The organism is Microbacterium murale (genome assembly GCF_014635185.1).
Classification (GTDB): Bacteria; Actinomycetota; Actinomycetes; order Actinomycetales; family Microbacteriaceae; genus Microbacterium; species Microbacterium murale.
In genome coordinates this window covers 56,898-74,897 of sequence record NZ_BMCM01000001.1, presented here as the reverse complement: position 1 = coordinate 74,897, position 18,000 = coordinate 56,898, and the positions used below count along the sequence as shown (strand labels likewise).

General features: G+C 67.6%; 18 protein-coding genes. 17 read left to right on the top strand and 1 reads right to left on the bottom strand.

Going from position 1 to position 18,000, the window contains the following annotated elements:
- Nucleotides 1–12 precede the first annotated feature (12 nt).
- Genes IEV67_RS00420 through IEV67_RS00400 form a run of 5 tightly spaced genes read left to right on the top strand, consistent with a single transcriptional unit; the run spans nt 13 to nt 4,943 of the window.
- On the top strand, nt 13–597 hold the full coding sequence (locus IEV67_RS00420) for a hypothetical protein (protein ID WP_188434565.1): 585 nt from the start codon (nt 13–15) through the stop codon (nt 595–597).
- Complete coding sequence (ubiE, locus tag IEV67_RS00415; RefSeq protein ID WP_268238566.1) at nt 594–1,337, top strand: bifunctional demethylmenaquinone methyltransferase/2-methoxy-6-polyprenyl-1,4-benzoquinol methylase UbiE; 744 nt, start codon at nt 594–596, stop codon at nt 1,335–1,337. The genes IEV67_RS00420 and ubiE overlap by 4 nt, the downstream gene beginning before the upstream one ends.
- Before the next feature lie 20 nt (nt 1,338–1,357).
- Nucleotides 1,358–2,419, top strand: a complete 1,062-nt coding sequence (locus IEV67_RS00410; protein ID WP_188434564.1) for a polyprenyl synthetase family protein — start codon at nt 1,358–1,360, stop codon at nt 2,417–2,419.
- Nucleotides 2,420–2,456: 37 nt separating this feature from the next.
- The gene (locus IEV67_RS00405) at nt 2,457–3,830 is read left to right on the top strand and encodes an FAD-dependent oxidoreductase (RefSeq protein ID WP_188434563.1); all 1,374 of its coding nucleotides are present in this window, start codon (nt 2,457–2,459) and stop codon (nt 3,828–3,830) included.
- Nucleotides 3,831–3,884: 54 nt separating this feature from the next.
- A complete protein-coding gene (locus tag IEV67_RS00400) occupies nt 3,885–4,943 on the top strand; it encodes an alpha/beta hydrolase (RefSeq protein WP_188434562.1) in 1,059 nt (352 codons plus the stop codon).
- Here the strand turns inward: IEV67_RS00400 and IEV67_RS00395 are convergent.
- Nucleotides 4,930–5,418 (bottom strand): YajQ family cyclic di-GMP-binding protein, encoded by a 489-nt coding sequence (locus IEV67_RS00395; RefSeq protein WP_188434561.1) that lies wholly within the window; start codon nt 5,416–5,418, stop codon nt 4,930–4,932. The two genes, IEV67_RS00400 and IEV67_RS00395, sit on opposite strands and share 14 nt — an antisense overlap.
- A gap of 230 nt (nt 5,419–5,648) precedes the next feature.
- Here IEV67_RS00395 and IEV67_RS00390 point away from each other — a divergent pair, with 230 nt between their 5' ends.
- From IEV67_RS00390 to IEV67_RS00335, 12 genes are all read left to right on the top strand, one after another.
- The gene (locus IEV67_RS00390; protein ID WP_188434560.1) at nt 5,649–6,878 is read left to right on the top strand and encodes a sugar ABC transporter substrate-binding protein; all 1,230 of its coding nucleotides are present in this window, start codon (nt 5,649–5,651) and stop codon (nt 6,876–6,878) included.
- A gap of 63 nt (nt 6,879–6,941) precedes the next feature.
- On the top strand, nt 6,942–8,555 hold the full coding sequence (locus IEV67_RS00385) for an ABC transporter permease subunit (protein ID WP_188434559.1): 1,614 nt from the start codon (nt 6,942–6,944) through the stop codon (nt 8,553–8,555).
- Between the two features lies 1 nt (nt 8,556).
- Nucleotides 8,557–9,450 (top strand): sugar ABC transporter permease, encoded by an 894-nt coding sequence (locus tag IEV67_RS00380; RefSeq protein WP_188434558.1) that lies wholly within the window; start codon nt 8,557–8,559, stop codon nt 9,448–9,450.
- 68 nt (nt 9,451–9,518) lie between these two features.
- A complete protein-coding gene (locus tag IEV67_RS00375; RefSeq protein WP_188434557.1) occupies nt 9,519–9,851 on the top strand; it encodes a PadR family transcriptional regulator in 333 nt (110 codons plus the stop codon).
- Nucleotides 9,848–10,465 carry an HAAS signaling domain-containing protein gene (locus tag IEV67_RS00370; protein ID WP_188434556.1) on the top strand — a complete coding sequence of 206 codons (618 nt, stop codon included), beginning with the start codon at nt 9,848–9,850 and terminating at the stop codon, nt 10,463–10,465. Before IEV67_RS00375 ends, IEV67_RS00370 begins: the two co-directional genes overlap by 4 nt.
- A 108-nt stretch (nt 10,466–10,573) precedes the next feature.
- The gene (locus IEV67_RS00365) at nt 10,574–10,735 is read left to right on the top strand and encodes a hypothetical protein (RefSeq protein WP_188434555.1); all 162 of its coding nucleotides are present in this window, start codon (nt 10,574–10,576) and stop codon (nt 10,733–10,735) included.
- Nucleotides 10,736–10,840: 105 nt separating this feature from the next.
- The gene (locus IEV67_RS00360; RefSeq protein WP_188434554.1) at nt 10,841–11,923 is read left to right on the top strand and encodes a glycosyltransferase family protein; all 1,083 of its coding nucleotides are present in this window, start codon (nt 10,841–10,843) and stop codon (nt 11,921–11,923) included.
- 71 nt (nt 11,924–11,994) lie between these two features.
- A complete protein-coding gene (locus tag IEV67_RS00355; protein WP_188434553.1) occupies nt 11,995–12,429 on the top strand; it encodes a DUF6121 family protein in 435 nt (144 codons plus the stop codon).
- 44 nt (nt 12,430–12,473) lie between these two features.
- Nucleotides 12,474–13,121 (top strand): spermidine/putrescine ABC transporter substrate-binding protein, encoded by a 648-nt coding sequence (locus IEV67_RS00350; protein WP_188434552.1) that lies wholly within the window; start codon nt 12,474–12,476, stop codon nt 13,119–13,121.
- Nucleotides 13,122–13,380: 259 nt separating this feature from the next.
- The gene (locus IEV67_RS00345) at nt 13,381–13,857 is read left to right on the top strand and encodes a DUF2975 domain-containing protein (RefSeq protein WP_188434551.1); all 477 of its coding nucleotides are present in this window, start codon (nt 13,381–13,383) and stop codon (nt 13,855–13,857) included.
- Complete coding sequence (locus tag IEV67_RS00340; RefSeq protein WP_188434550.1) at nt 13,857–14,096, top strand: helix-turn-helix domain-containing protein; 240 nt, start codon at nt 13,857–13,859, stop codon at nt 14,094–14,096. Before IEV67_RS00345 ends, IEV67_RS00340 begins: the two co-directional genes overlap by 1 nt.
- Nucleotides 14,096–17,953 (top strand): SCO7613 C-terminal domain-containing membrane protein, encoded by a 3,858-nt coding sequence (locus IEV67_RS00335; RefSeq protein WP_188434549.1) that lies wholly within the window; start codon nt 14,096–14,098, stop codon nt 17,951–17,953. Before IEV67_RS00340 ends, IEV67_RS00335 begins: the two co-directional genes overlap by 1 nt.
- The last annotated feature ends 47 nt before the right edge of the window (nt 17,954–18,000 follow it).

Sequence of the window (18,000 nt, the reverse complement as noted above, 5' to 3'; positions counted from 1 at the left end):
TAGAGTGAATGCATGAGCGCGCGACCCGAACCCGGTGCCGAGATGATCTTCCAATGGCGCAAGTGGGACGGATCGACGCACTGGCGGCACGAGTGCGTGTATCTGGGGACCGACGAGTGGGGTGACTGGATCGGACAGCCGATCGGATGGCACAGCATCCGACCCGGCGCGCAGTTCCACGCCGAAGCCTCGAACGTCACCCTCGTCCCGGCATCGGGCGACTTCGCTCTCACGGTGAACCGAGACCACCCCTTCAGCATGCGCGTCTACATCGACCTCGGCTGGGACATCCACTGGGCGGACGATCCACTGCTCGCCACCGGCATCGACATGGATCTCGATGTCATCCGCCTCGAGCGCGACCGGGATCCTGCCGACGGTCCGAGCGGCACATGGGTCGACGATCGGGACGAGTGGGCGGAGCACAGCATCCGATACGGCTACCCGGCAGACATCATGGCGCACCTCGAAGAACTCACCCTCGACCTCGAGGCGCAGGTGCGCGCGCAGGTCGCCCCATTCGACGACGCGACCGCCGACGTATGGCTCGACCGCCTGGAAGCGCTGCACCTCGACCGACCTAGACTGGACGCGTGACTCAGTCCAAACGCGCCGACCTCGGCAAGGATCCCCAGCGCGTCAGCGGCATGTTCGACCAGGTCGCCGCAGGCTACGACCGCACGAACACCGTCATGACGTTCGGCAACGACGCGTTCTGGCGCGCGGCAACGACCCGCGCGGTCGCCCCGAAGCGCGGCGAGCGGATCCTCGATCTCGCCGCCGGCACGGCATCCTCATCGGCATCCCTCGCCATGAGCGGAGCCGACGTCGTCGCCGCCGACTTCTCGCCCGGCATGCTGGCCGAGGGAAAGCGTCGCCACGGCCATCTGCCGAACCTGTCGTTCGTCGAGGCCGACGCCATGAATCTGCCGTTCGCCGACGACGAGTTCGACGCCGTGACGATGTCGTACGGACTGCGCAACGTGCAGCAGCCCAAGAAGGCGCTCGCCGAACTGCTGCGCGTCACGAAGCCCGGCGGACGCCTCGTCATCAACGAGTTCTCGACGCCTCCTGGCAAGGCGTTCCGCAGTCTCTATCGCTTCTACAACGCGCAGGTGCTGCCAAGGGTCGCGCGAGTGGCTGGTACGAATGCCGATGCGTACGACTACCTGAACGAGTCGATCAAGGACTGGCCGGATCAGAAGCAGCTCTCGGCCTGGATTCGAGAGGCCGGTTGGACGAACGTCGCGTACCGCAACCTCTCGTTCGGCATCGTCGCGCTGCACCGTGCGAGAAAGCCGGCGGCGTCGACTGAGCCGGCGACGAAGCAGGCGTGAGCCCCAGGTAGGGTGGAACCGTGACTTCGAGCCCTGCCGCCCCGGGTTCGCGCCTCGCGAGCCGTCTCGGCTTCAGCGACCGCGTATTCATCGGCCGCGCCGCGCGGCGCGTCGCCAATCAGATCGAGGTGGGGCTCGACCTCGTCGAGAACGGGCTTGCCGAAGACCTGCGCGTCGCCGACTCCGTCGCGGATGCGGCGAGCCGCTACCTCTACGAGGCGGGAGGCAAGCGCATCCGTCCCGTGCTCACGCTGCTCACCGCGCAACTGGGCGACGGCAACATCCCCGCAGTGATCGACATCGCCAAGGCGCTGGAGATGACGCACCTCGGCTCGCTGTACCACGACGACGTCATGGACGGCGCCGACCGCCGACGCGGTGTCCCCGCCGCGCATGCGGTCTGGGGGAACAGCGTCGCGATCCTCACCGGCGACATCCTGTTCTCGCGGGCGAGCCAGCTGATGTCGCGCTACGGTGATCGCGCCATCAAGCTGCAGGCCGACACGTTCGAGCGTCTCGTGATGGGGCAGCTGCACGAGACGGTCGGCGCGCAGCCCGGCGATGACCCGATCGAGTTCTACATCCAGGTGCTCGCCGACAAGACTGGCTCGCTGATCGCCGCCGCGACGCAGGGCGGTGCGATCTTCTCGAATGCCCCTGGCGAGTTCGAGGAGCCGCTGCGCCTGTACGGCGAGAAGGTCGGTGTGGCCTTCCAGCTGCTGGATGACGTGATCGACCTCTCCGCCAAGCCGGAGGAGACCGGCAAGGTACCGGGCACCGACCTCCGCGCCGGAGTGCCGACCATGCCGTACCTGCTGCTCAAGGCCGAGACGGATGCCGCATCCGCTGCCCTCGCGGCGCAGATCGACGAGGGCGTCGCCCTCATCGCCGACGGCGCCGACCCCGCGATCCTCGACCAGCCGCTGGCCGAGCTCCGCGACCACGCCGTGACGCAGAAGACGCTCGAGCTCGCGCGCACGTGGACGCGCGACGCCATCGACGCATTGGCGCCGCTGCCCAAGGGCACAGTGCGCGAAGCGCTGACCCGCTTCGCAGAATCACTCGCTGACCGCAGCAGCTGATCGTGAATCGATCGCCGCAGCATCCGAAAGGACACTCATGACCAAGCTCCGCCTGGCCATCGTCGGGGCGGGCCCCGCAGGCATCTACGCCGCCGACATCCTGCTGAAGACCGAGCGTTCATTCGACGTGTCGATCGATCTGTTCGAGCAGCTGCCAGCGCCCTACGGTCTCGTCCGCTACGGCGTCGCCCCCGACCACCCGCGCATCAAGGGCGTCATCAATGCCCTCCGCGATGTGCTCGATCGTGGCGACATCCGCATCTTCGGCAACGTGCGCTTCGGCGAGGACATCACGCTCGCCGACCTCAAGAAGCACTACAACGCGGTGATCTTCGCCACAGGCGCCATCCGCGACACGAAGCTCGACATTCCAGGAATCGACGCCGAAGGGTCGTTCGGAGCCGCCGACTTCGTGAGCTGGTTCGACGGGCACCCCGACGTGCCGCGCGAGTGGACGCTGGATGCCGAATCCGTCGCCGTGCTCGGCAACGGCAACGTCGCACTCGACGTCGCCCGCATCCTCGCCAAGCATGCGGAGGACCTGCTCCCGACCGAGATCTCCGACAACGTCCACGCCGGGCTCGAGGCCTCGAAGGTCACCGACGTGCACGTGTTCGGCCGCCGCGGACCGGCCCAGGTGAAGTTCACGCCCCTCGAGCTGCGCGAACTCGGCGAATTGCGCGACGTCGACACGGTCGTCTACGACGAGGACTTCGACTACGACGAGGCATCGCTCGCGGCGATCGCCAGCAACAAGCAGGTCAAGGTCATCGACCGGGTGCTGCAGCAGTGGCGCACGCGCGACAGCGTCAACAATGCCGGAGGCAGCGCATCTCGCCGTCTGCACCTGCACTTCTGGGCCAAGCCTGTCGAGATCAGGACGGATGCCGAGGGCAAGGTCGCGGCGATCGTCTACGAGCGCACCGAGCCGGACGGCTCCGGCGGGCTGCGCAGCACCGGCGAACTGCGTGAGATCGCGATCGGCCAGCTCTATCGTGCGGTCGGCTATTTCGGTTCCCCGCTCCAGGACGTGCCGTTCGACAAGCGCCACGGCGTCATCCCGAACCACGAGGGCCAGGTGCTCGCGAAGGACTCCAATCAGCGGGTGCCTGGCGTGTACGCCACCGGCTGGATCAAGCGCGGACCGGTGGGGCTCATCGGCCACACCAAGTCCGATGCCATGGAGACCGTGCAGCACCTCGTCAATGATCAGGGCGCGTGGTGGCAGCCCGAAGATCCGTCAGAGGCGGCGATTCCCGCACTGCTCGAATCGCGGGGTGTCAAGTGGACGGATCTTGAGGGCTGGCACCGACTGGACCAGCACGAGGTCGCCCTCGGCGCGCCGCACGAGCGTGCGCGTGTGAAGGTCGTCCCGCGCGACGAGATGGTGCGGATCTCACGCGGCGAGTAGCGCAAGCGCGTCGGCGCCGTGGGGGCGCGACCACCACTGAGTAGGGTGGCTTGCATGACCGAATGGGTGCCGGACGTGCTGGGCGACGAGTTCGCGCAGCGCACCCTCCCGCTCGGCGACGACGAAGAAGGCGCTATCGTCGCCACGCTCGTGCGAGCGCTGCCGGAACCGAACGTCCCGCATCGGGTGGGGCGATGGGAGCAGGTGGTGCGGAGTCTGCGCGGCCTGCCTGCACCGACCGAAGTCGCGCCGCTGCTCGACGGCGTCGATGTGCTGTATGTGCACGGGTGGTCGGACTACTTCTTCCAGAAGCGTCTGGCACGTTTCTGGACCTCACGCGGCGCGCGGTTCTTCGCGCTCGATCTGCGCAAGTACGGGCGCAGCCTCCGCGACGGCCAGACGCCCGGATACATCGCCGACCTCGCGACCTACGACGAGGACATCGCCGCGGCGCTCGCGGCGCTCGCCCAGGATGCGGACAGCTCGCGCGGTCCGCGTCGTCTGGTGCTCATGGGCCACTCGACGGGCGGACTCGTGCTGAGCCTGTGGGCGTCACGGCATCCGGATGCCGCATCAGCCGTCATCTTGAACTCGCCGTGGCTCGAGTTCCAACTCGCTCCGCTGCGCGCCGCGCTCGCACCGGTGGTCGAACTGCAGGCGCGGTTGCGGCCACTCGACGTCGCGCCGCAGATCGACCTGGGCTTCTACGCCCGAGCACAGGCTGAGGCCGCCGATCCGGATGATGTGCTGGAGACGAACCCGGCCTGGCGGCCGGTGCCCTCGATGCCGGTGCACGCCGGCTGGCTGCACGCGATCCTGCGCGGTCACCGCTCCGTCGCAGACGGGCTTTCGATCGAGTCCCCGGTGTGCGTGCTGCTCTCGGCACGCTCAGCGGTGCCGTCTCGCTGGTCGGAGGAACTCACCTCGGCCGACTCGGTGCTGGTCGTCGATGACATCGCGCGTCGAGCACTCAGGCTCGGCTCGTCGGTGACGATCGAGCGCATCCACGGCGCACTTCATGACGTCTTCCTCTCGCGCAAGACGGCGCGGGATGATGCCTATGCGCGGCTGGAGCGATGGGTCACCGGGTGGGCTCGATCTAGCGGAAGTTGATGTACTGCAGATCGACGTCGAGGTCGGAGCCCTTGAGCAGTGCGATGACCGCCTGCAGATCGTCGCGGCTCTTGGACTGCACGCGCAGTTCATCGCCCTGGATCTGGCTCTTCGCGCTCTTGGGGCCCTCGTCGCGGATGATCTTGCTGATCTTCTTCGCGTTCTCGGACGAGATGCCGTCCTTGAGAGTGGAGACGATGCGGTATTCCTTGCCGCTCGCGAACGGGTCGCCGGACTCGAGGCTCTTCAGTGAGATCCCGCGTTTGATGAGCTTCGACTGGAACACGTCGAGCACGGCCTTCGCCCGCTCCTCGGTGTTCGCCTTGATCAGGATCGACTCGCCGCTCCATTCGACCGACGAGCCGGTGCCCTTGAAGTCGTAGCGCTGCTCGATCTCTTTGCGTGCCTGGTTGAGGGCGTTCTCCGCCTCCTGGTGATCGACCTTGCTGACGATGTCGAACGATGAGTCTGCCATGTGCTCAGTCTATCGATGCGGCATCTCACCGTCGATCTTGGAAGCGCTTCCACGATGCTCGGTGTCGACCCTCGAGTATCACGGCTTGATATCAGCGTTGTCAGGCGTTGCATCCTTGGGGCGATTCGATGCATACTGTAAGCGCTTGCAGGTTTGCAGGCGCGAGCGGCCTGCACCGGTGCATCCACCGGCAGTGCCGGTCGATCACGCACTGAGAGAGGCACACACCAATGAAGGTGAACATGAGGGGCATCGCCGCGTTCGGCGCGATCGCCGTCGTTTCGACACTGACGCTGGCAGGCTGCGCCACTGGGGCCGCCGATGAGTCCGCAGACGCCGAAGGCGACGCGGGTTCGCTCGTCGTCTGGGTCGACGCAGAGCGCGTCGACGCGCTCAAGGGAGCGGCGGAGGCATACGAGGACAAGACCGGCGTCAAGGTCGACGTCGTCGCGAAGGACGTCGACACGATCAAGGACGACTTCATCCAGCAGGTCCCCACTGGCAAGGGCCCCGACATCACCATGGGCGCGCACGACTGGTTGGGCGAGCTCTCGACCAACGGCGTCGTCGCACCGCTCGAACTCGGCGACAGCGCCGAGGACTACCTGCCCGTCGCGCTGCAGGCCGCGACCTACGACGGTACCGTTTACATGCTTCCCTACGCGGTCGAGAACATCGCCGTGCTGCGCAACGCCGACCTGATCCCCGAGGCCGCGACCGGCTTCGACGACATGATCGCAAAGGGACAGGCCGCAGGCCTCACCCAGCCGTTCGTCGTCGAGCAGGGCGTCGAGGGCAACCCGTACCACCTGTATCCGTTCCAGACCGCGTTCGGCGCACCGGTGTTCGGCACTGACGACAGCGGATCGTACGACGCCACCGACCTGCAGCTCGGCAGCGAGGGCGGCACCGCATTCGCCACGTGGCTCGGCGCGCAGGGTGCAGCGGGCACGCTGAACACCGACATCGACGGTGAGATCGCCAAGCAGCAGTTCATCGACGGCCAGGCCGCGTTCTGGCTGACCGGTCCGTGGAACGTCGGCGCTGCCGTCGACGCGGGCATCAACGTGGCGATCGACCCGATCCCCAGCCCCACCGGTGAAGCGGCCTCGCCGTTCGCCGGCGTCAAGGGCTTCTTCGTGAGCAGCGAGTCGGAGAACAAGGTCGCGGCGAACGACTTCCTGGTGAACTACCTCGGCACCGAAGACGTCCAGCTCGCCCTGTTCGAGTCGGGCAACATCCTTCCGGCACTCACTGCGGCGGCTGACACCGCGGCGGCCGATCCGATCATCGACGGGTTCAAGACCGTCGGCGCCGACGCCGTCCCGATGCCGGCCATCCCGGCGATGGGCTCCGTGTGGGAGTTCTGGGGTGTTGCCGAGGCCGCGATCATCAACGGTGCGGACCCTGCGACGACGTGGCAGAAGCTCGTCGATGACGTGACGGCAGCGACCAAGTAACACTGTTCCTTCTGCCGGGGTGAGGCGTCTGCCTCACCCCGGCAGAACGACGATGGGCGAGAGATGACGGATACGACCACCACCACAGAGCCGCAGACGCCGCCGACGAAACGGCAGCGCCAGGCGGCGAGCATCGCCGAGTCCGCCTCACAGCGGATCGGATGGATGCTGCTGAAGATCCTGCTGCTCGCGGTGGTCGACGCGGTCGCGCTGTACGCGGCGTTCGTGCTGTTCACCCACCAGGAGTGGCTCGTCCTCGCCCTGGTGGTCGCAGTCGCCGTCCTGGTCAACTACATCTACTTCTCGCGCAAGCGTGTCGCGGCGAAGTACCTCACACCCGGGATCATCTTCCTGATCCTCTTTCAGGTCTTCACGCTCCTGTACACCGGATACATCGGCTTCACCAACTACGGCACCGGCCACAACGGCAGCAAGGATCAGGCGGTCTCCGCCCTGATGGCATCCGCCCAGGAGCGCGTCGAGGACTCGCCGACCTTCCCCGTCACCGTGGTCGAGCAGTTCGGCACTCTCGGCCTTCTCGTCACCGATCCCGACGGCGACGTCTCGGTCGGCACGAACGAGCAGCCGCTGCAGGAGGTCGACGGCGCCGAGATGGACGGCGACCGCGCCGTCTCGGTCGACGGCTGGGAGTCGCTGACCTTCGCCCAGGTGCTCGCGCGTTCGAGCGAGGTCGAGAAACTGTCGGTCGACTTCAGCGACGACCCCAATGACGGAGCGATCCGCACCCCGGACGGTCAGAGCGGCTTCCTCTACGTCTCGACGCTCGAGTACGACGAAGCCGCTGGCACGATGACCGACGCGCGCTCGGGCACCGTCTACAGCGACAACGGCACCGGCGCGTTCACGGCCGAGGACGGCGAGCAGCTGCTGCCCGGCTGGCAGATCACCGTCGGCTTCGACAACTTCGTGCGCGCCGTCACCGACAGCTCGATCCGCGGACCGCTCATCTCGGTGACGCTCTGGACGTTCGCGTTCGCGTTGATCTCGGTCGCGACGACCTTCTTCCTCGGTCTGCTGCTGGCCATCGTGTTCAACAACACCAGGATGCGCTTCCGCAACGGCTACCGCATCCTGCTCATCCTTCCGTACGCGTTCCCCGCCTTCCTCTCGGCGCTGGTGTGGGCGGGGATGATGAACGAGAGTTTCGGCTTCCTCAACCAGGTCGTCTTCGGAGGAGCATCCATACCGTGGCTCACCGACCCTGTGCTGGCGAAGGTGTCGGTGCTGATCGTGAACCTGTGGCTCGGGTTCCCGTACATGTTCCTCGTGTGCATGGGGGCGCTGCAGGGCATCCCGGAAGAGGTGAACGAAGCGGGCGTCATGGACGGCGCGAACCCGTGGCAGATCTTCCGTCAGATCAAGCTGCCGCTGCTGCTCGTCACGGTGGCGCCGCTGCTGATCTCATCGTTCGCGTTCAACTTCAACAACTTCAACCTGATCTACATGCTCACCGGCGGTGGTCCGCGGTTCACCGATGTGTCGATCCCCGTCGGACACACCGACATCCTGATCTCGATGGTCTACAAGGTGGCGTTCACCGGACAGACCCGCGACTACGGACTCGCCTCCGCATTCACGATCCTGATCTTCGTCGTGGTTGCGGCGATCTCGATCATCAGCTTCCGCAAGACCAAGGCTCTCGAGGAGTTGAACTGAGATGACCGTCGCCCCTGCTCCGATCACCCGTCGTCGCCGCTCGTTCGGCGCATGGTTCGCCGACACCGGCTGGCGCCACCTGGTCGCCATCGTCGCCAGCCTCTTCGCGATCTTCCCGCTGCTGTACGTGTTCTCGGCCTCGCTGAACCCCCGCGGCACGCTGACCGGCTCCAACCAGCTGTTCTCCGCGATCGGCATAGACAGTTACGTGCGCATCCTCACCGACCCGCAGAACCCCTACGGGCTGTGGTTCCTGAACACTCTCGTGATCGCGCTCGTCACCGGCTTCACGACCGTGTTCATCGGCGCGTGCGCGGCATATGCCTTCTCGCGCATGCGTTTCGCAGGGCGCCGCGTCGGGCTGGTCACGATCGTCGTCGTGCAGATGTTCCCGCAGCTGCTGGCAGTGGTGGCGATCTTCCTGCTGATGACGACGCTGGGGGACTGGTTCCCGGCGATCGGCCTCAATACGCACACCGGCCTGATCCTCGTCTACCTCGGCGGCGCGCTCGGCGTGAACACGTACCTGATGTACGGCTTCTTCAACACCATCCCGAAGGAACTCGACGAGGCCGCCCGCATCGACGGCGCCGGTCATGCTCGCATCTTCTTCACGATCATCCTGCGCCTGGTCGCCCCGATCCTCGCCGTCGTCGGCCTGCTGTCGTTCATCGGCACGGTCAACGAGTACGTCGTGGCGAGCGTCATCCTGATCGACCCGGAGCAGCAGACGCTCGTCGTCGGACTCACCAAGCTCGTCTCCAACCCGCGTTACGCGGACTGGTCGGCGTTCTCGGCCGGTGCCGTGATGGCCGCGATCCCGGTGATGATCCTGTTCCTCTTCCTGCAGAAGTACATCGTCGGGGGCCTCACGGCGGGCGCGACGAAGGGCTGATCGGGCGCGCTGCCTCGGTCAAGTGGCCGTGCCGGCTCTACCTTGCCAGGCATGCTACCTTGTGATGCATGACAGTGGATGTCGGAGCGCAGATGCGCAAGGGGGTGGTCGAGTACTGCGTGCTCGGACTCCTCGCGCGTGAGCCGATGTACGGCTGGCAGCTGGCAGAAGAACTGTCCGACGCGGGCCTGATCGCCAGTATCGGCACGCTGTATCCGCTGTTGGGCCGCCTGCGCGACAACGGCTGGGTCAGCACGTTCGACCGGCCGTCCGAGAGTGGCCCGGTGCGCAAGTACTACCGGCTCACGGATGCCGGCACCGCCCAGCTCGCGCGCTTCCGCGCACAGTGGACGCCATTCGCCCGTGTCGTCACGGGCTTCGTGGGAGAGGAGAGAGCATGACCGAACCGCACGCCGAAAGCCTGCGCCGCGACTTTCTGGAGCGACTCGATGCAGCGATGACCGACCTCCCGCACGGCGTCGCCACCGAGATCCATGGCGGCATCGAGGAAGAGCTCGACGGACTGGATGCCGAGGCCACGGCCGCACGCATAGCCCAGCTCGGTGATCCGGACACGATCGCACGTGAGGCGCGAGCCGAGGTGCCCGCCGGTCCGCTGATCGCCGCGGCCGCGCCGGAGCGTTCCGCTCGGCCGACCGCGAAAATGCCGCTCGTCGATACCCGCGGCTACGCGATCACATCGGCGCTCGTCTTCGCCTTCGGCGGGTTCGTGGTTCCGGTGGTCGGATGGTTCGTCGGTGCCGTGCTGGTCTCGTCGAGCACGCTCTGGCGTCGCTGGGAGAAGGTGGTCGCGATCGTGCTGCCCTTCGCCGTGGCGGCGGTGATCGCGCTCGTGATCTGGATCGGATCGCTTCTGCCATCGGCAGGGACTTCAGGCGGCCAGATGAGCGGTCTCGGTTGGTGGCATTCCAGCATCCTGTTCGTTTTCATCCTCATCCCTGCCATCGGCGCGTGGCTCCTCTGGAGGCTGCGACGCCGCGGACCCGGCCGATAGCGACACCTGCCGCCCGATCGGAGTCGCCCCGTCCAAGTGGTGACTCGCCGCACGAGGTTCCGCGCGTGTCATCTGAGCGGACGCGCGCGCCGGTCGTAGCGTGTAGTCATGGCACGAGTGGGCGGTCGCAATCCGGTGATGAGCTGGATCGCCGGAATCTTCTGCGCCGGCGTCATCGCGGCGCTCCTCTGGTTGGCGCTCCCCATGGGCCCGATGCTCGTCGGCTACGTCGGCGACACCCTGCGCGCGGTCTCGCCCGGCGAGGGTTGAGCCGGCGCCGAACCGCCGGTCACGCGACACGTCGGCACGCCTGCGCGGCCAGGGGCCCGCACGGCGATAACCTCTCACTGCACATATCCGACGAGAGGCGCCCCCATGAGTGACCCCGAGGTTCCCCAGCCCGAGCGGCCGAAAGACGTCAACGACGTCGTCGACAGCGCGAACGCGGGACTTGCCGACGCCGCTGCGGCTGGCGCCGAGGTCCCTGGTGAGCGCGACTCGGCCGAGCACGACGCCGTGGATCGCGACGCCGCGGGCGAGAACGCCGTCGACCGGGAAGCCGCAGACCGGGACGCCGTCGACCCCGACCTCGCAGCCTTCGAAGAGGCCGAGAAATCTCACCCGGGAACGTTCGCGACTCCCGAGCTCAACGAGCCGTCCGACTCCTTCGATCAGCGCGCTGACGACCGCTCGAACGCCGACGACCGCGGCACAGGATCGGCGGCAACGACAGGCCTCTTCGCGGCAGACCGCGCATCGACCTTCGACACGGACGCTCGGCGGGAAGACTCCATCGCCGACACCGCATACCTGCCACCGGTGGCAGACGACTCCGAGACGCGAGTCGTCCCGTCGGAGCCGGCCGTCGTCGTCGCGCCGGTCACGCAGCAGCAGCAGCCCATCTTCGTGCAGGCACCCGAACCGCCCCGCGACCGCGGCAACCGCGCCGCCGCGGCCGGAATCGGGCTGCTCGCGACGCTCGTGTTCGCGATCCTGTACCTCGCCACCGCCCTCGGTCTCGGCGCTCTCGCCGGCGACGTCACCGGCGAGAACATCGGCGAAGCAGCACTCGCGCCGCTCATGACATGGGGCTTCTGGGTTCCGGTCGTCGTGTTCTTCATCGGCTTCTGCCTGCTCGGCGCAGTCATCAACCGCGGCCGCTGGGGACTGTGGGTGGTCTTCGGCATCATCGTCGGCCTGTTCGCGTACGCCGGTCATATCCTCGGCCAGCTGTTCGAGGCGCCGTTCTGGCTGATCTCGACGTCGGAGGGCAACGAGCTCGTCGGTGACCAGCTGCTCGCACCTCTCGCGATCGCCGCATTCGTGTTCGGACGCGAGCTCACCATCTGGTTCGGCGCGTGGGTCGCTCGCAGCGGTGCTCGCAAGACCGAGCTCAACATCGAGTCTCAGCGCGAGTACGAGCGCACGCTCGAAGCCGGCCCCACCCTTTCGAGGTAATCACGGAGACTTCTTCGCCCGACCCCCGCGGCCCCGTGCCTGCGGGGGTCTCGGCCGTCCTGGCGACGGCCATGACGACGATCGGCTTCTTCGCGATCGCCGTCTTCGGCCTCGGGGCGCTGAGCATCGTGACGGATGCCGAGATCATCGAGGTCCCAGAGGCGGGGCAGGCTCCTGGCATCGTCGGAATGGTCATCGCAGTCGCCGTGTTCGCCGCCATCCTGTACCTCGCGGTACGGATCACCCACCCGAAGTTCCGCTCCGTCTGGGCGATCTCGATCGCCACGGCATTCGCGCATCTCATCGCCGCAGGAATCGGCGCCGTGGCCGTGACGGGCGACTTCGTGAACGCGCTCGCGGTGATGGGTGAGCTGATCACCGGCGGCGCGAGCCTCGTGATCCTCCTGACCGCGGCGATCGCCGGCTGGGCCGGTGTCGCGCTGCGGCGCACACGCGCGAAGCGCCCGCGGTGGCCGTGGGAACGCGACGATCTCGACGAGAACTGATCGACAGACGCGATAATCGTGCGGATGACCCTATTCTGGAAAACGTGCAGCGGTCGCTAGAGACGCAGGTCGACCAGGCCGTCGAGGCCTGGCTGCGTTGGGTGCCGCGTTGGGAGCCTGCGACGCATCGCGGACGCATCGCCCCATGCCGGCGTTGTCTCGGCTCGCCCATCCTCTCCGCCGCTGGCATCGGCGCGAACGTGCCGCACGGCGTGCAGCACGGGCTCTCGACTCGCATCAAGACGATCGTGGATCACGCCGTCGCCGAGTACACCGCGCGCAATCTTCCGATGCTGCAGCAGGAGCTCGATCAGCAGGCGGCCCGCAATCGCGCGCGCAGCTATCGCCCATCCGAAGACCTCGAGCCGGAGTTCGAGGGTCTGCCACTGGACCCCGATCCGGTGCCCGGCGCGCCATTCCTGTTCACGATCGCCGGACTCGCAGATGCGGAGAGCATCGAACTGCCGCCGCTGCCTCCGCTGACCGAAGAGGCCAAGGCCGCGCTCCGCCAGGAGGTCGCCCTCGCGGACGAGTACGCGAACATGGTCGGCCGTGAGATCTGCGGCATCCTGCTGCGCCACCGCCTCAATGTGCAGGCCGCGATCTCGCAGCACGTCGAGCCGCAGATCGAGGCGCTTCTGGAAGAGCTGACGTCCTCTTTGGACTCGCCCTTCGACCCCGAATCCCCCTAATGTTGCGCGCCTCCGCTGCGTGAAACCCCATCGCATGCATGGTGTCTCATGTAGCCGTCGATGTGCGCGCCGAGGGTGCCACCCTGCCGCATGAGACCCCGTGCCCGACATGGTGTCTCAAGCAACAGTTGATGTGTCCGCCATCGCGCGTCGGCATCCCGTGGATTCGCTGTGAGGCAGGACGTGTGGCTTGGCCGAAGCATTCCTCCTCAGCTATCGTTTTTCGATAGATACCGGCCGCTTATCGATAGGCAGACTGATGCAACCACGTGTGACCGCAGTGCTCAAGACCCTGATCGCCGTGATGCTCGCGCTCCTCGTCGCCGCCCAGGTGTGGATGATCCCGGGGCTGGCTGCGGCCACGGCGGACAGCTTTCCGGAGTTCGCGCACCTCGAGGTTCCGGGAATCATCGCGGCGGTGGTGTTCCTCGTGTGCGTGGAGGTGGTGCTCATCTGCATCTGGCGGCTTCTGTCGCTCGTGCGAACCGAGCGCATCTTCAGTTCGAAGGCGTTCATCTACGTCGACGTGATCATCGGCACGATGGTCGCGGCGAGTCTGATCATCGTCGTCTCGAACCTGATCATCTTGGGAGCCAGAGCCGGCTCGCCGTCGATTCTGCTCGTCTCGATCCTCGGAGTCGTCGTCGGCATCGCCCTCGCTCTCCTCGTCGTGGTGATGCGCGGTCTGCTGCGCAAGGCGCTCGAGCTCGAGCAGGACATGTCCGAGGTCGTCTGATGCCCATCGTCATCGACCTCGACGTGCAGCTCGCGCGCAAGAAGATGAGCGTGCAGGAGTTCGCGGATGCGATCGGCATCACCCCCGCGAACGTCGCAGTGCTCAAGAACGGGCGGGCCAAGGCCGTGCGCTTCACCACGCTCGACGCCATCTGCCAGGTGCTGGAATGCCAGCCTGGTGACATCCTGCGCTGGATCTCCGACGAGGATGCCGGCTCCTCCACCGGATCGGAGAAGTGATGAGCGCAGTGACAGAGACGATCAGCTGGGGCGAGAGCGTTGCCAGGCACCTGCTCGACGCGACCGCATGTCCGGTCTGCGGCCTCGATGGGCTGGCCGACGGATGCTGCAACCGCTGCGGCGCAGACCTTCGCGGCGCCTACGGAACCGAGCTGTGGGAGGCGTCGACCTCTGCGGCCCTGGCGCTGCGTGCACGCGAGGCGGTGCTGAGCCGCGCACCTCGGGTGTCGGCCTCGCTCATGACCGCCGGCGCGGCCTCCATGTCGACACCCCATGAAGCCACCGGGTCGTCAGCGAATGCGCCCGCTGCGCCTCCCGCACCTCCCGGCACGCACGCGGTACTGCAGTCGCACCCCCAGCCGCCGCGCTCCAGCGCCACCGTCCAGTCGGTGCTCGCCATCGCCGGGGCGGGACTCTTCGCGATCGCCGCGCTCATCTTCACCTTCCTCAACCCCGACCTCTCCGACCGCGGCATCCGCAGCGTCGTCGTGGGACTGGTGACACTCGTCTTCCTCGGTGGCGCCTGGCTGCTCGCCCGCCGCGGACTGCAGTTCTCCGCCGAGGCCGTCGGCGGCCTCGGACTCGTGTTCGTGGGCCTCGACGTCTATGCCTTCGCCGGGCTCGGCCGCGACCACGCCTCCACCTGGCTGCTCGCAGCCCTCGCCACGGCAGTCGCCGGTGCCGTGATGCTCACCGCAGGCCGTTTCTCGCAGGTCCGCGTATGGCAGTGGGCCGCCATGCTGGCCGTCGCGACCGTGCCGGCCATGCTCGGTTACGCCGCCTCGTCGAGTTATGTCTCGGCTCTCGGGCACCTCGGCTCGGCCTTCCTCGCGACAGCACTGATCGCCGCGTCGGCGCGGATCGCGACGTCCGCGCGGATCGCGACGTCTGCGCGGATCGCGACGCGGTCACTCGCGGTGTTCCAGGTGATCGCTGTGCTGAGCGCCGTTCCGCTGTCCGTCTTCGGCGCCCTCTCCTTCGGCATCACGGTCGTGGCGATGCTCGGCCTCAGCGCGGTGTTCGCGCTCATCGCGCTGCACGCGGTCCTGGCCGCGCGTCAGCTGCTGCGGCATTGGTGGAGCTTCGTCGCCGGCGGTTCCGCGACGGTGGCCCTCGTGCTCGCGACCACGTCCCCCGTGGCTCATTCGACGGGTCAGTGGCTGCCTGCGGCGCTGCCGACCGCAGCGGCGTTCGCGTTCGCCCTGGTCGCGATGGCACCGGGGATGCGCATGCTCGTCCGCTCGATGCTCGCGGCGGGCGGGATCGTGGTGGTCGGAGTGCTCGGGGTGATTCCCGTGATGTACGCCGCAGCGACAGCCATCGACGCGCTCGGCGCCGTTGTCCGCGGCGCCGTCGCCCGTGGCGATGGCGGTGCTGTGCTCGCACAGCCGTACGACTGGGCGCCGCTGCTCGGCATGGCGGGGATCGCCTCGGGACTCGCCCTGTTCGGCGGCCTCGCCCGCGATCGCGACGCCCGCCACGCGCGGCGAATCGACGCGTCGGACGACGCGGGCCGGCCCGGCGGTGAGCATGAGCGCCATCAGTCGCTGCGCGGCTTCGCCGCCGGCACGGACGTCGTCGCGATCGGCGCGGCAGTACTGACCGTTCTCACCCTCGCGTGCAGCGACCTCCTGCCTCTCGTCGTCCGCCTCGTCATCGTGCTCGGAGCTGCCGCCATCACGGCCGTCGCTTTGAGCCGGACGAACGGCACGGCGAACCATCCGATCACGCTCCATCGCATCGTCCTGCTGATCGGAATCCACGCCGCCGTCGCAGTCGGCATCCTCATCTCCTGGATCGATCCGCGGACCGTGCCGCTCGCCGGCATCGGCGCGATCGTCGCGCTGGCTCTTGCGAGCAGGACGCTGCCCGACGGCATCCGATTCCTGCACGTCGGCGCGGGCTTCGCCTACGCGCTCGTGTGCCTCGCCCAGGCGCTGGCGCAGACCGACCTCGGCAGCATCGCCGTACTGTGCCTGGTGACGACGGCCGGACTGCTCGGAGCGATCATCGTGACATTCCTGCCGCGTGTGCGTGCCCGCGACTGGTATGCCGTGCTCGTCGTCACGGCCGTGCCTTTCGCCGCAGGCATCGTGCAGGTGGTCTTCGAGCGCAGCGGCTGGACGGCTCTTTCGACCGCGCTGATGTTCGCGCTCGCGCTGTCGCTGGTGCTGACCAGGCGTCCGGGGCTCAACATCGTGCTGCGCACTCTTGCGAGCGGGATGCTGGTGCCCACCGTCGCGGTCGTCGTCGTGTGCCTCGGCGCTCAGGTGCTCGCGATCAGCGCGTCGCCGGTCACGCTTCCGGTCATTGCCGCGATCGTGGCGCTCGTGCTGCCGAGCACGACACTGATCCGAGACGCCTTGCGTCAGGGTGGCCTGCCGGCGGATGCTGCGGCTGCCGCACGCGTGGCGATCGAGGCATCTGCGCTGCTGACCGGAGCGATCGCCACCGTTCTCGCCCTCGCCAGGGAGGCGGCGGGGCTCGGCACCACGTTCCTCGTCCTCATGATCCTCGGAGTCGGCGCGGCGGCGAGTGCCGTGTTCACCCGCCGCCGCTACGGATGGTGGGTGGCCGGTGCGGCATTCACCGGTGCTCTGTGGTGCATCTGGACCATGAACGGCGTCGATCTGCTCGAGGCGTATCTGCTGCCGCCGGCGCTCGCCGCGATGACGGTCGCCGCCGTGCTCAGCGCCCGGGGGATCGACGTGCGCGGTCTGTACGCAGCGGGAGCCGGTCTCGCCGTGCTGCCGAGCCTCGCACTGCTCGTCCTCGTCGAACCGGACGCTCGCACCGCCGTCGATGTGCCCTGGCGGGCATTCGCGCTGCTCGCGGGAGGGGCCGTGCTGCTCGGGATCGGCGCGTGGTTCGGGCGCCTGGGCCGGAGCACCCGCACCGCGCGGATGCGCATGCTCGTTCCTTCGACCTTCGCCGCGGCGGGCGTCGCGGCGCTCGCAGGTCCTGTGCAGGGCATCAGGATGGGTCTCGGCGCCGACCTGGGAGCGCTGCACGGTGCCAGCCTGCACGGAGCGGCCCTCTTCGCCGCCTGCTTCGCCGTCGCCGCGGTGGCGGCCATGATCCTCGTGTGCGCCGGGTGCGGCATCCGATCCGCAGCGCGCGCGGACTCGCCGCTGCGCACATCCCGCTGGATGTTCGCGCCCGCCGTACTCGCGCTCGCCGCTGGCACGTGGTGCGCGATCGAGCGCGACTGGGGTTCGATCTGGTTGATGTGGGCGCTCATGATCGGCCTTCTCGCCCTCATGCTCGCCGCTGCCGTCCGCGCGGAGCGTACAGCGCTGCCTCCGGTGTGGTTCCTGTTCGCCATCGCCTTCGCCACGGCCGTGATCGCCTGGAGTCCACGCGATCTGCGGGTGGAGTGGTTCTCGCTGCCTCTGGGGATGTTCCTGCTGCTCGCCGGCGTCCATGCGCTGCGACGCGGGGGAGACGGAATCGGACGAGCCAAGATCGGGGGAGGGCTCAACGCCTGGCCTGCCGGACACGTCGGTTCGTGGCGGTTGCTCGCGCCGGGGATCATCACGATGATGAGCGCGTCGATCGTGGCGACGTTCACCGACCCGCTGACCTGGCGGGCGATCCTCGTCATGGTGCTCGCGCTCACCGCGATCATGGTCGGCGCCGGACGGCGCCTCGCGGCCCCCTTCATCCTCGGCATGATCGTATTGCCGATCGAGAACGTGTTCGTGTTCTCGGTGCAGATCGGGCGGGGAATAGAGTCGATGCCGTGGTGGATCACGCTCGCCGTGATCGGCGCCGTGCTGCTCATCATCGCCGTCACCTACGAACGGCGCAGCGGGGATGCGGACACGGTGGTCGCGCGGATCAGAGATCTGCGGTGATTTGCGGCATTTGACCGCGTACGTTACGCGGCATTACACTTGATCAG

What these genes read in the sequence shown, in the direction of transcription:
- IEV67_RS00355 (WP_188434553.1), top strand. Translation starts at nt 11,995, where the DNA reads ATGACGACGATCGGCTTCTTCGCGATCGCCGTCTTCGGCCTCGGGGCG.
- IEV67_RS00370 (WP_188434556.1), top strand. Translation starts at nt 9,848, where the DNA reads ATGACCGAACCGCACGCCGAAAGCCTGCGCCGCGACTTTCTGGAGCGA.
- IEV67_RS00360 (WP_188434554.1), top strand. Translation starts at nt 10,841, where the DNA reads ATGAGTGACCCCGAGGTTCCCCAGCCCGAGCGGCCGAAAGACGTCAAC.
- IEV67_RS00345 (WP_188434551.1), top strand. Translation starts at nt 13,381, where the DNA reads ATGCAACCACGTGTGACCGCAGTGCTCAAGACCCTGATCGCCGTGATG.
- IEV67_RS00420 (WP_188434565.1), top strand. Translation starts at nt 13, where the DNA reads ATGAGCGCGCGACCCGAACCCGGTGCCGAGATGATCTTCCAATGGCGC.
- IEV67_RS00385 (WP_188434559.1), top strand. Translation starts at nt 6,942, where the DNA reads ATGACGGATACGACCACCACCACAGAGCCGCAGACGCCGCCGACGAAA.
- IEV67_RS00390 (WP_188434560.1), top strand. Translation starts at nt 5,649, where the DNA reads ATGAAGGTGAACATGAGGGGCATCGCCGCGTTCGGCGCGATCGCCGTC.
- IEV67_RS00375 (WP_188434557.1), top strand. Translation starts at nt 9,519, where the DNA reads ATGACAGTGGATGTCGGAGCGCAGATGCGCAAGGGGGTGGTCGAGTAC.
- IEV67_RS00365 (WP_188434555.1), top strand. Translation starts at nt 10,574, where the DNA reads ATGGCACGAGTGGGCGGTCGCAATCCGGTGATGAGCTGGATCGCCGGA.
- IEV67_RS00335 (WP_188434549.1), top strand. Translation starts at nt 14,096, where the DNA reads ATGAGCGCAGTGACAGAGACGATCAGCTGGGGCGAGAGCGTTGCCAGG.
- IEV67_RS00340 (WP_188434550.1), top strand. Translation starts at nt 13,857, where the DNA reads ATGCCCATCGTCATCGACCTCGACGTGCAGCTCGCGCGCAAGAAGATG.
- IEV67_RS00380 (WP_188434558.1), top strand. Translation starts at nt 8,557, where the DNA reads ATGACCGTCGCCCCTGCTCCGATCACCCGTCGTCGCCGCTCGTTCGGC.
- IEV67_RS00405 (WP_188434563.1), top strand. Translation starts at nt 2,457, where the DNA reads ATGACCAAGCTCCGCCTGGCCATCGTCGGGGCGGGCCCCGCAGGCATC.
- IEV67_RS00400 (WP_188434562.1), top strand. Translation starts at nt 3,885, where the DNA reads ATGACCGAATGGGTGCCGGACGTGCTGGGCGACGAGTTCGCGCAGCGC.
- IEV67_RS00395 (WP_188434561.1), bottom strand. Translation starts at nt 5,418, where the DNA reads ATGGCAGACTCATCGTTCGACATCGTCAGCAAGGTCGATCACCAGGAG.